This is a genomic window from Blastomonas sp. AAP25 (genome assembly GCF_001295965.1).
In the GTDB taxonomy this organism is placed as follows: Bacteria; Pseudomonadota; Alphaproteobacteria; order Sphingomonadales; family Sphingomonadaceae; genus Blastomonas; species Blastomonas fulva.
The window spans coordinates 1-12,115 of sequence record NZ_LJHP01000018.1; the positions used below are offsets into that span (position 1 = coordinate 1).

Sequence of the window (12,115 nt, forward strand, 5' to 3'; positions counted from 1 at the left end):
AAGCGAGATGGAACAGCGGTTGAGCGGGATCATTATCCCGCCACCCCTCCACCACCCGCTGCGCGGGCGGTCCCCCTCCCCCAACAAGCTGGGAGAGGATTTGATTATGGGCTTAACCCAGCATCGATTTGCGCCTAACGCGCCCCGATGACCAACCGCACCCCCGCTCCCGACGCCACCCCCGGCCTTCCCGCCCGCCAGGCCGCCCTGCGCATGCTCGATGCCGTCATGCGGCGCGGCGAGTCGCTGGATACGGCGCAGCATGCGGCGTGCCAGGGGATCGATGAGCGATCCGACCGTGCGCTCGCGATGGCGATCGCCGGCGAAGTGCTGCGGCATCTGCCCGGGCTCGACCTGCTGATCGACAGCATGACCCGGCTGCCGCTGGCCGACGATGCCAAGGCGCGGATGGTGCTGCGGATCATGCTCGCGCAGACCCTGGTGCTGGAAACCCCGCCGCATGCGACGATCGCCACAGCGCTGCCCTTGCTGCAGGGCGGTCCGCGCAAGCTGGCGCATGGCGTGTTCGGCAGCCTGATGCGCGCAGGTGTCACCCTGCCCGCGCCCGAGCTTCCGCCTGCCACCGCGCATCGCTGGCAGGCGGCCTGGGGCGATGGCATGGTCGAGGCCGCAGGCGTTGCTCTGGGCACCCCGCCGCCGCTGGATCTGGCGCTCGCCGACTCCGCCGGAACCGATGCATTGGCGCAGGAACTCGGCGGCATCAGCCTGATGCCAGGCCATGTCCGGCTGGAGCGTGGCGGCGCTGTCGAACTGATTCCCGGCTTCGAAGCGGGCGGCTGGTGGGTGCAGGACATCTCGGCGAGCCTGCCCGCGCGCCTGCTGGGCACGAGCCGGGGCGGGCACGTGCTCGATCTGTGTGCCGCGCCCGGGGGCAAGACCATGCAGCTGGCCGCCGCCGGCTGGAATGTCACTGCGCTCGACAATTCCGAAAAACGCCTGCGCCGCCTGCGCCAGAACCTCAAGCGCACCGGGCTGGAGGCGCAGACCGTCACCGCCAACCTGCTCGAATGGCGCCCCGACGAGCAGGCCGATGCGGTGCTGCTGGATGCGCCATGCAGCGCCACCGGAATCTTCCGCCGCCACCCCGACGTGCTTTATCGCATCGCGCCGCGCCATATCGAGGAGCGCGCCGAACAGCAGGCGGTATTGCTCGATCGTGCCTCCAACTGGGTCAAGCCCGGCGGCGTGCTGATCTATGCCGTATGCTCGCTGGAACCAGAGGAAGGCGAAGCGGTAATCGACCAGTTCCTTGCCGCCGACAGCCGCTTTGCGATCGATCCGGTCCGCGCCGACGAGCTGCCGGCAGGAGTCGCGCCCGACGCCCTCGGGCGGGTGCGCACGCTGCCCGGTATGCTCGCCGAGGCAGGCGGACTCGACGGGTTCTTCATGGCCAGGCTGCGCCGCACGGCATAAATTGCATCGCCTGTCCGGTGATGGGCCAAATCATGTGGAAAAGCCTGCGGACAAACCTTGCCCCACCAGATGTTGAGGGTTAAGCGCCTAAGCCTATGTCGCAGCCCCCACTGATAGCTCCGTCGATCCTCTCCGCCGATTTCGCGCGTCTGGGTGAAGAGGTTCGCGCGATCGATGCTGCGGGTGCCGACTGGATCCACATCGACGTGATGGACGGGCACTTCGTCCCCAACATCACCATCGGCCCTGCCGTGGTGAAGGCGCTGCGCCCGCACACCACCAAGCCGTTCGACGTCCATCTGATGATTTCGCCGGTGGACCAGTATGTCGAAGCCTTTGCCGATGCCGGTGCGGACATCATCACCGTCCATCCCGAGGCCGGCCCGCACATCCACCGTACCGTCCAGCTGATCAAGTCGCTCGGAAAGAAGGCTGGCGTGGTGCTCAATCCCGCGACTCCGGCCAAGATGCTCGATTATCTGATCGATGATGTCGATCTGGTACTGGTGATGAGCGTCAACCCCGGATTTGGCGGGCAGAGCTTCATCTCCAGCCAGCTGCGCAAAATCGAGGCGATCGCCAAGATGATCGCCAAGACCGGGCGGCATATCGATCTGGAAGTCGACGGCGGCATCGACACCGTCACCGCACCCCAAGCAGTCAATGCAGGTGCCAATGCGCTGGTCGCGGGCACCGCGACGTTCAGGGGCGGGCCCGATCAGTATGCTGCCAACATCCGGGCGCTCAAAGGCCAATGACCGATGCCCTGTCCGATAGCCGCCGGACAGGCGCCCTTGCTGCCCAGGCCAGCGAATCCGAGCGGCAGTTGCCGATGATAGGCAGCGATGTGACAGAAACCCGACCCGACCTGATCCACGCCAGCGAATCCGATGCGCAAAGCGAGCGCAAGCAGCTCATCCGGCTCGAAAACGACCGCGGCCTTTCGCTTACCGAGAGCGTGGTGCATTATTTCTATCGGCTGACCTGGCGCACCCCGCTGCACAAATTGCGGCTCAAGGGCCGCTCGCCGCTGCGGTTGCTGGCCGCGCCCGACGATCCGTTCACCGGAGATGCGCGGCGCGGCAAGGCGATCCGCGCGGGGCATTTCCAGATCGCAGGCGCGCGCATTCCCACCGCCAAGCTCGATTATGCCAGCCTCAAGGCACCCGACGAGGCGCTCGACTATATTCACAGCTTCGCCTGGCTGCGCGACCTTGCCGCTGCAGCCCCGCGCGAGACCTGCGTTCCGATTGCCGAGTCGCTGGTCGATCACTGGCTCGACGCGCATCTGGAAACCGTCTCCGATCCCGCCTGGCGCGCCGACATCGCCGCGCGCCGCATTCTCAACTGCGCGGCGCACGCGCCTCTGATCCTGTCGAGCAGCGACCTGGTGTACCGCTCGCGCGTGCTGCGCAATTTTGCCAGCACCGCGCGGCACCTCGACCATGTCGCTGACAAGGCACCCGAGGGGCTGGCAAGGCTGACCGCATGGACAGGCGTGGTCGCAGCCGCGCTGCTGCTCCCGGATGGCGAGCCGCGCCGCATCTTCGGCGAGGCAGGCCTCAAGCGCGCGATCGAAACCTTCATGGGTGAGGATGGCGGCGCGCTGTCGCGCTCGCCGCTGGCGCAGATCGAGGCCATCCGCGTGCTGGCGATGCTCAAGTCGGTCTATGCCGCGCGCAACGAATTGCTGTCGCCGATCATCGAGCTGGCGCTGGGGCGTGCGGTTCCGGCGTTGCAGGGGCTGACCCATCATGATGGCTCGCTGGGCAGCTGGCAGGGTTCAGCCGCGATCCCCGCAGAGGCGATGACCACGCTGATCCGCGCCACCGGCGTCCGCTCGCGCCCGCTGCGCCAGGCACGGCACTGGGGCTTCCAGCGCATTCCCGCCGGACGCACGGTGGTGCTGGTCGATGCCGGAACCCCGCCGATGGCGCGGCACGCGGTCACCGGCTGTGCCTCCACCCTCGCCTTCGAGATGAGCCACGGCCCGCACCGGATCATCGTCAATTGCGGCGGCGCGGGCGTGCTGCCTGCCGACATTCCTGCATCGCTGAGCCGGGGGCTGCGTGCCACCGCCGCGCATTCGACCTTGTGCCTCGACGATACCAACAGCACCGCGGTGCTGCCCAAGGGCCAGCTCGGCAAGGGCGTTGGGCTGGTCGAACTCGACCGCCGCGATACCGACGATGCGGTGCGCCTCGACATGAGCCATGACGGCTATGCCAAGCGTTATGGCCTCACCCATCGCCGCCTGCTGGTCCTGCGCTCAGACGGACGCGAACTGCGCGGCGAGGATGTATTGCTGCCCGCCGCAAAGCGCGGCTTCGGTCGCAGCAAGCCTTCCGAGATGCCGTTCGCGATCCGCTTCCATCTGGGGCTGGATGTCGAGGCGCACCTGGCGAGTGATGGCATGGGCGTGTTCCTGCGCATCGCCGATGGCTCGCTGTGGCAATTCCGCTCGGCATCTGCCAGCGTGACTCTTGAAGAAAGCCTGTGGGTCGATGACCGCGGGCAAATCCAGCCCAGCCAGCAGATCGTGCTTGCCGGATCCGTGTCCAGCGGCGGTGGCAATTATGGCTGGCTGCTCAAGCATATGGGATAACCGAAGTGACTGATATTGCGATCAAACGCGCGCTGCTTTCCGTCTCGGACAAAAGCGGTCTGGCGCAACTTGGGGCAAGCCTTGCCGCGCAAGGCGTCGAACTGGTGTCGACTGGCGGCACCGCCAAGGCGCTGCGCGATGCGGGGCTTGCCGTGCGCGACATCTCGGAAATCACCGATTTCCCCGAGATGATGGACGGCCGCGTCAAGACATTGCACCCGATGGTGCACGGCGGACTGCTCGCGGTGCGCGACAATGAAAGCCATGTCGCCGCGATGCAGGCGCACGGCATCGGCGTGATCGATCTGGTGGTGGTCAACCTCTACCCCTTCGCCGCGACCGTCGCCAAGGGCGCCGAGCGCGACGAGATCATCGAGAATATCGACATTGGTGGGCCCAGCATGGTGCGCTCTGCGGCCAAGAACCACGCTTTCGTCACCATCGTCACCGATCCTGCCGATTATGCGACGCTGACCACCGAGATGGAGGCTGGAAACGGCGCGACCACCCTCGCGTTCCGCCGCAAGATGGCCGCCAAGGCCTATGCCGCAACGGCAGAATATGACGCGATGATCGCCAGCTGGTTCGCCTTTGCCGACCAGGGCGAGATGTTCCCCGAAAAGCTCTCTGTGCCCTTCCGCAAGGGTCAGGCGCTGCGCTATGGCGAAAACCCGCACCAGAGCGCGGCGCTGTACCTGCCCGCCTTCGCGCCGGGCGGATCGCTCGCCGACCACCGCCAGGTGCAGGGCAAGGAGCTGAGCTACAACAATCTGAACGACGCCGACGCCGCGCTCGAGCTGGTCGCGGAATTCCGCGATGGCCCGCCCACCGTGGTGATCGTCAAGCACGCCAATCCGTGCGGCGTTGCGAGCGGCGACGATCTCGTAAGCGCCTACAAGGCGGCTTTGCAGTGCGACAGCGTCTCGGCCTTCGGCGGCATCATCGCAGTCAACCGTCCGCTCGACGGCCCGACCGCCGAAGCGATCAGCGACATCTTCACCGAAGTCGTCTGTGCGCCCGATGCGGATGACGCCGCCAAGGCCGTGTTCGCCAAGAAGAAGAACCTGCGCCTGATCCTCACCGGTGACCTGCCCAACCCTGCGCGCGGCGGCATGGGCCTGCGCACCATTGCGGGCGGCGCGCTGTTCCAGTCGCGCGACAATGGCCGGATCACCCGCGACGACCTCAAGGTCGTGACGAAGCGCGCTCCGAGCGATCAGGAGCTGACCGACTGCCTGTTTGCCTGGACCGTGGCCAAGCATGTGAAGTCCAACGCCATCGTCTACGCCAAGGACGGATCGACCGCAGGCATCGGCGCCGGCCAGATGAACCGCCGCGATTCAGCGCGTATCGCGGGTGCCAAGGCGATCGAGGCGGCGCAGACCTATGGCTGGTCCGAACCGCGCACCAAGGGATCGTCGGTCGCATCCGACGCGTTCTTCCCCTTCGCCGACGGCCTGCTTGCGGCGGTCGAGGCAGGCGCGTCGGCCGTGATCCAGCCCGGCGGATCGATGCGCGACGACGAAGTGATTGCGGCCGCCGACGAGGCAGGCCTGGCGATGGTCTTCACCGGAATGCGCCACTTCCGGCATTGATGGCGGCCGGAGCTATCGATGGGCTCAGGCTCAGCGGACGCCAGAAGACCGGGTCATCTAGCCTCATCCGCTCAACCTGAGCCTGTCGAAGGTGTCGCCTCCACCCTAACCTGCAAACAAAAACCCCGGCGGTTGCCCGCCGGGGTTTCGTATTTTCAGAAACCAGCCGCAGCTCAGAGCTTGCCGGTGAGCTCCGGAACCGCGGTGAACAGGTCCGCGACCAGGCCGATATCGGCGACCTGGAAAATCGGGGCGTCCTCGTCCTTGTTGATGGCGATGATGGTCTTGGAGTCCTTCATGCCCGCAAGGTGCTGGATCGCGCCGGAGATGCCGACCGCGACATAGACTTCGGGAGCGACGATCTTGCCGGTCTGGCCGACCTGATAGTCGTTGGGGACATAGCCCGCATCGACCGCAGCGCGCGACGCACCGATGCCGGCACCCAGCTTGTCTGCCAGCGGGGTGATGACTTCCTCGAACTTCTCGCCCGAACCCAGCGCACGACCGCCCGAGACGATGATCTTGGCGCTGGTCAGTTCAGGACGCTCGCTCTTGGCGATCTCGGCGCTGACGAAAGTCGACAGGCCCGAGTCCGATGCTCCGCCCACCGCTTCGACCGTGCCCGAACCGCCTTCGGTCGCGGCCTTTTCGAACGCGGTGCCGCGCACGGTGATCACCAGCTTGGCGTCCGACGATTCGACCGTAGCGATGGCGTTGCCGGCATAGATCGGACGGGTGAAGGTCTTGGGGCCTTCGACCGAGAGAATGTCCGAGATCTGCATCACGTCGAGCAGAGCAGCAACGCGCGGGGCGATGTTCTTGCCGGTGGTGGTAGCGGGCGCGAGGAACGCGTCGTGGCTGGCCATCAGGCTCGCCACGAGCGGCGCGACGTTCTCAGCCAGGCCATTTGCGAGCGAGGCATCGTCGGCGAGGTGGACGGTGGCGATACCGGCGACCTTGGCGACCTGATCGGCAACCGCCGCGCAGCCCGAGCCTGCGACCAGCGCGTGCACTTCACCCAGCTTGCCGGCCGCCGTGACGACAGCCAGCGTTGCATCCTTCATGACCGCATTGTCATGTTCAACCCAAACGAGCGTCTTCATGCGCCAACTCCCATTTCCTTGAGCTTGCCGACGAGCGCGTCGACATCTGCAACCTTGATCCCGGCGCTGCGCACCGGCGGCTCGGTGACCTTGAGCGTGGTCAGGCGCGGAGCGATATCCACGCCGTAATCCGCCGGGGTCTTCACATCGAGCGGCTTCTTCTTCGCCTTCATGATGTTGGGCAGCGAAGCATAACGCGGCTCGTTGAGGCGAAGGTCGGTGGTGACGATCGCCGGTGTCTTGAGCTTGACCGTCTGCAGGCCGCCATCGATTTCGCGGGCGACGGTGACACTGTCGCCTTCCACCGCAACGGTGTTGGCGAAGGTCGCCTGGCCCCAGCCGAGCAAGGCTGCGAGCATCTGGCCGGTCTGGTTGCTGTCGTCGTCGATCGCCTGCTTGCCCAGCAGGATCAGGCCGGGGTTCTCTTCCGCAGCGACCTTGGCAAGCAGCTTGGCAACCGCCAATGGCTCGACGGTCTCGTCGGTCTCGATCAGGATCGCGCGATCGGCGCCCATGGCGAGCGCGGTGCGGAGCGTTTCCTGCGCCTTGGCAGGGCCGACCGACACGGCGATGACTTCTTCCGCATTGCCCGCTTCCTTGATGCGCAGCGCCTCTTCGACGGCGATTTCGTCGAACGGGTTCATGCTCATCTTGACGTTGGCGAGGTCGACACCCGACCCATCCGCCTTCACGCGCGGCTTCACGTTGTAATCGATAACCCGTTTCACGGGCACAAGGATCTTCATGGCGCTTCCTTCCCTAATGATCGTGAGACAGATTTAGTTTCCGTTCACGTAAACGTCAAGTGGTGCAGTCGCTGGTGGAAGCGCTGCTCCCCTCCTCTCCCTTTACGGGAGAGGATATGGAGACTTGGCAGTCCTGATCGTGTCGAAGGACTGCCAAGTCGGAATTGGAGAGGGTCGGCGGTTGCAACACAACGCTGCCGCCGCTTCACCTTCTCCCAGCTTCGACTAGGCGCTTGCAGCGCCAAGTCTTCGCAACCCTCTCCCGTCAAGGGAGAGGGGCCACATGCATCAAGCCGCCTGCTTGACCTGTGCGACGATCTTCTCGGCAGCGTCGCCCAGATTGTCGGCGCTGACGATCGGCAGGCCCGAGTTGGCCAGGATGTCCTTGCCCTGCTGCACGTTGGTGCCTTCCAGGCGCACGACGAGCGGCACCGACAGGTTCACTTCCTTGGCCGCTGCAACGATACCCTCGGCGATGATGTCGCACTTCATGATGCCGCCGAAAATGTTGACCAGAATGCCCTTCACGGCAGGATCGGACAGGATGATCTTGAACGCCGCGGTCACCTTTTCCTTGCTCGCGCCGCCGCCGACATCGAGGAAGTTGGCGGGGAACATGCCGTTGAGCTTGATGATGTCCATCGTCGCCATGGCAAGGCCTGCGCCATTGACCATGCAGCCGATATCGCCATCGAGCTTGATGTAGGCGAGGTCATACTTGCTGGCTTCGACCTCCATCGGGTCTTCCTCGGTCTCGTCGCGCAGCGCTTCGACATCGGGGTGGCGATAGAGCGCGTTCGAATCGAAGCTCATCTTGGTGTCGAGCACCAGAAGCTTGCCGTCTTTGGTTTCGACCAGCGGGTTGATCTCGAGCATCGCGCAATCGAGGTCCATAAACGCGGTGTAGAGCTGCTGGGCAAGCTTGGCAGCCTGCTTGTTGAGATCGCCCGACAGCTTGAGCGCGAACGCCACGGCGCGGCCGTGATGCGGCATGAAGCCCTGTGCCGGGTCGATGGTGATGGTGGTGATCAGCTCAGGAGTGTCGTGCGCAACGGTCTCGATGTCCATGCCGCCTTCGGTCGAGACGATCATCGCGACGCGGCCGGTCTTGCGATCGACCAGCATCGAGAGATAGTATTCGGCAGCGATATCAACGCCATCGGTGACGTAGAGGCGGTTGACCTGCTTGCCCGCATCGCCGGTCTGGATGGTCACCAGCGTGTTGCCAAGCATTTCGCCGGCGTCCTTGCGGACATCGTCGATCGACTTGGCGAGGCGGACACCGCCCTTGGCATCGGCACCCAGTTCCTTGAACTTGCCCTTGCCGCGTCCACCGGCGTGGATCTGCGCCTTGACGACATAGAGCGGTCCGGGGAGCTTTTCAGCGCCTGCAACGGCCTCTTCGACGGTCAGCGCGGCGTGTCCGGTGGGGATGCCGATGCCGTATTTCGCGAGCAGTTCCTTGGCCTGATATTCGTGGATGTTCATGAAGGATCCCATGCCTTTCTGAGCGGGCCGGGCGTGCGACTCACAAGCGGTCGACACCAGGCCATTAAGCGGTCGATGAACGGTTGTGAGGGGCGCTAAAGCATAGACGCGCCCTAAAGGAAACCCTGCAATCGCTTGAGCAGAGCTGTGTGTTGCGACAGTCAGTTGCGCACTGTGCAAACCAGCCCGGACGAGCTGACAACCGCCAGGATCTCCGGATCGCGCAAGGCGCGGGTAAGCCGCAGGAATTCTTCAAAGTCGCCAGCGCGTTGAAGGCGCCCCAGCCGGCCCAGCCGCTGGAGCTGCGCCAGCGACAGCCGGTCGACCATGCGCCCTGCCATGCAGGCGGAGACCGGACGGCTGAGCCCGGTTCTCTCGAGCGCGGTGCGGGTGCGCGCCTCGGGCGTCGCACAGCCTGCCAGCAACGCGGCAGAGACGACGCCTGCCACCAGCGCCCGCATGGGCGGCAGTGTGCGGCGCGTCCCTGCCCCGAGCCGCATCAGCCTGCCTTGTGCTGCTGGGCGCGTTCGATCGCCTCGATGATCACCTGGCGCGCTTCGGCAGCGTCGCCCCATTTGCCGATTCGCACCCACTTTTCGGCTTCCAGGTCCTTGTAGTGGGTGAAGAAGTGCTCGATCTGCGCGAACACGATGTCGGGCATGTCGTCCTTCTCGCGCACATCGGTGTAATAAGGGAAGGTCGCGGTGTCGGGGACGCAGATAACCTTTTCATCGCCGCCATGCTCGTCTTCCAGGTTCAGGACGGCAATCGGACGTGCGCGCACGACCGAGCCCGGCATGAACGGCGAACGCGCAATCACCAGCGCATCGAGCGGATCGCCATCGGGCGACAGCGTGTGCGGGATGAAGCCGTAGTTGGCAGGATAGCGCATCGGCGTGTGCAGGATGCGGTCGACAAACAGCGCGCCCGAGGCCTTGTCGAACTCATACTTCACAGGCTCGCCGCCCGTGGGCACTTCGATGATGACGTTGACGTTGTTCGGCGGATTCTTGCCGGTCGGAATCTGATCGATAAGCATAAGGATGGAGGCCTTTGTTCTGGTTTGCCGCTGAACGACGTGCCCGTTCTTCAGCGTTCAGCGGGTTTGCGGCGCAAGCAGCCGGTCAAGGCCGGTTTCGCCCTGCCCCGTCTTGCGGAGCGCCGGATAGCGCAAGCCGCCGGTATAGGAAAGCGTGGTTTCGCGGTAGCGTTTGCCGCGCTTGACCAGCAGTTCGACCTTGCCGCCCTGGCTGGTGGACGCGACCGCAGCCTTGAGCATCTCGGCCGAATAATCGCGCCCGCCAACGCCGGTGATCTGGTCGCCCACCGTCATCCCGGCATCAAAGGCGGAACTGCCCCAGATGACCTGCGCGATCTTGCCGTCCTTCTCGACAACCAGCCCGATCGAATGGCTCAGATCGGTCGAACCCGACGCCGCCTCGCCCGATCTGATATAGGCGCTGGGCTCGGTGACATAGACCAGTTCATAGCCGCCCAGCACCAGACCCTGCTTGGGCGCCTCTGTGGTCACCTGATAGACGCGGCTCTGCAGGAACGCCTGCCAGTCATAGGGCTGGACCGCGTTCAGCGCGGCAACGACATCGGGCAGTTCATAGGTCACCACGCCCCAGTCGCCTTCACGCCCGCCAAAGAAGCTGCGCGCAAAGTCCTGCAGCGACCGGGTGTTGCCCGATTCGCGGCGGATGATCTGGTCGGCTTCCAGCCACACCAGCATGCCCTCGTTGTAGTAATCCTCGCTGCGCTGCCAGCTCGCCCACCCCTTGGGGCGGCGCGCGGCGATGATCGGATCGTGCGCGGTGTCCACCAGCGGCCGCCATTCGCGCCCGGTGCGGCGATCAAGCCCGGCAGCGATGTTGGCGAAGGCGTCGAGCGTCTCCTGATAGCTGAACAATCCGGAGCGCGCGCCCAGCACATAACCCCAGAACTGGGTCTGCCCTTCATACACCCACAACAGGTCGTCGCGGCTTGGCTGGCGGAAGTCGGGCGCCCAGATGCCCTGCGGACGGCGGTGCTTGCCGTTCCAGCTGTGTGTCATCTCGTGTGGCAGCAGGTTGCGCGATCCCGGACCCTTGGCCCAGTCGGTGAAATAGCCGGTTCCCACGCCGTTCTCGCTGCTGCGATGATGCTCGATGCCGATTCCGCTCATCTCGTCCGACAGCGAAAGGAGGAAGTCGTAGCGGTCATAGTGCCGCACGCCGAACAGGTGCTCGGCCTCGGCCACCAGCCGTTTGTGCGCCTCGATCTGGTCGGGGGTGGCTGCGAGGAATTCGGGCGCGTCGGCAACGACGTTGAGCGTGACCTTGTCGGACAGCGGCCAGCTCTTGAAATGCGCGCCCGCAAACATCGGGCTGTCGACCAGAGTGTCGAAATCGACGCGTTCATAGGCAATCTTCGCGCCGCCAGAACTGTTTGAGCTGCGCTTGGCGCGCATAGCGCTGCCCGCCTGCCAGCCGGTGGGCCAGGTGACGATCGCATCGACCGGAATGTTGCGCGCGAAATAGCCCGCCGGATACAGCGAGACGTTGTTCCAGCGCAGGTTCATCATCTTGGGCGCGACCACGACGCGCCCCTGGTTGGCCGCGGTGGGGCTGACGAACTGGAAATTCGCCACCACCTCGCGCGCGCCGGACGGCACGGTGATGTGGAAGGCGTTCACGTCGAGCGAATCGCGCTGCCAGGCGAGCGGCTTGCCATTGGCCGAGAATTTGAGGCCGACCAGCTTCTCGATCTCGCCGCGCGGGGCATGATTGCCCGGCAGCCATTGCGGATAGAGCAATGTGAAACGCCCCGCCGTGCGCGCCTCTGGCGGCACGGGGATGGTCTGCTTCATCGAGAAGATGGCGCGGTCGATATCGGTCGCATCCACCTCCAGCGTCATCACCCCTGGGAAGGCGATGTCGCGCGCTGCGGGAACGATATCCACGATCGGCTGCGGCTGAGGCGCACTGTTCTGGGCGAAAACAGGCGCGGCGGCCAGCGAGAGCGCGAGGCAGGAAGCGGTGAGGAAAAGACGCAAGTGTTCGACCCTTTTTTGAGCGGTTCTTCCCTTCAAATCCTCCCCTGCAAGGGGAGGTGGCAGTCCGCAGGACTGACGGAGGGGTGTCCACGGCTGCGAGGGGGGGG

The 12,115-nt window shown here is 65.0% G+C and carries 10 protein-coding genes; 4 read left to right on the forward strand and 6 right to left on the reverse strand.

Annotation, left to right across the window (positions count from 1 at the left end; all coding sequences use genetic code 11):
• Positions 1-147 precede the first annotated feature (147 nt).
• The 4 genes from IP68_RS13085 to purH all read left to right on the forward strand — a co-directional run bounded on the left by IP68_RS13085 (position 148) and on the right by purH (position 5,634).
• Complete coding sequence (locus IP68_RS13085; protein WP_054135450.1) at positions 148-1,434, forward strand: RsmB/NOP family class I SAM-dependent RNA methyltransferase; 1,287 nt, start codon at positions 148-150, stop codon at positions 1,432-1,434.
• Between the two features lie 95 nt (positions 1,435-1,529).
• Positions 1,530-2,192 (forward strand): ribulose-phosphate 3-epimerase, encoded by a 663-nt coding sequence (rpe, locus tag IP68_RS13090; RefSeq protein WP_054135451.1) that lies wholly within the window; start codon positions 1,530-1,532, stop codon positions 2,190-2,192.
• Positions 2,189-4,039, forward strand: coding sequence for a heparinase II/III family protein (locus IP68_RS13095; RefSeq protein ID WP_082382356.1), 1,851 nt, complete (start codon positions 2,189-2,191; stop codon positions 4,037-4,039). The genes rpe and IP68_RS13095 overlap by 4 nt, the downstream gene beginning before the upstream one ends.
• A 5-nt stretch (positions 4,040-4,044) precedes the next feature.
• The gene (gene purH, locus IP68_RS13100; RefSeq protein ID WP_054135452.1) at positions 4,045-5,634 is read left to right on the forward strand and encodes a bifunctional phosphoribosylaminoimidazolecarboxamide formyltransferase/IMP cyclohydrolase; all 1,590 of its coding nucleotides are present in this window, start codon (positions 4,045-4,047) and stop codon (positions 5,632-5,634) included.
• Between the two features lie 173 nt (positions 5,635-5,807).
• On the opposite strand, the gene IP68_RS13105 is transcribed toward purH, so the two are convergent.
• From IP68_RS13105 to IP68_RS13130, 6 genes are all read right to left on the reverse strand, one after another.
• Complete coding sequence (locus tag IP68_RS13105) at positions 5,808-6,737, reverse strand: electron transfer flavoprotein subunit alpha/FixB family protein (protein WP_054135453.1); 930 nt, start codon at positions 6,735-6,737, stop codon at positions 5,808-5,810.
• Positions 6,734-7,483, reverse strand: a complete 750-nt coding sequence (locus IP68_RS13110; RefSeq protein ID WP_054135454.1) for an electron transfer flavoprotein subunit beta/FixA family protein — start codon at positions 7,481-7,483, stop codon at positions 6,734-6,736. Before IP68_RS13110 ends, IP68_RS13105 begins: the two co-directional genes overlap by 4 nt.
• Before the next feature lie 288 nt (positions 7,484-7,771).
• Positions 7,772-8,971 (reverse strand): ADP-forming succinate--CoA ligase subunit beta, encoded by a 1,200-nt coding sequence (gene sucC, locus IP68_RS13115; RefSeq protein WP_054135458.1) that lies wholly within the window; start codon positions 8,969-8,971, stop codon positions 7,772-7,774.
• Between the two features lie 161 nt (positions 8,972-9,132).
• On the reverse strand, positions 9,133-9,471 hold the full coding sequence (locus tag IP68_RS13120) for a hypothetical protein (protein WP_069049588.1): 339 nt from the start codon (positions 9,469-9,471) through the stop codon (positions 9,133-9,135).
• A complete protein-coding gene (gene ppa / locus IP68_RS13125; protein WP_054135455.1) occupies positions 9,471-10,010 on the reverse strand; it encodes an inorganic diphosphatase in 540 nt (179 codons plus the stop codon). The genes IP68_RS13120 and ppa overlap by 1 nt, the downstream gene beginning before the upstream one ends.
• A gap of 57 nt (positions 10,011-10,067) precedes the next feature.
• Positions 10,068-12,008 (reverse strand): M61 family metallopeptidase, encoded by a 1,941-nt coding sequence (locus IP68_RS13130; protein WP_054135456.1) that lies wholly within the window; start codon positions 12,006-12,008, stop codon positions 10,068-10,070.
• Positions 12,009-12,115: the final 107 nt, after the last annotated feature.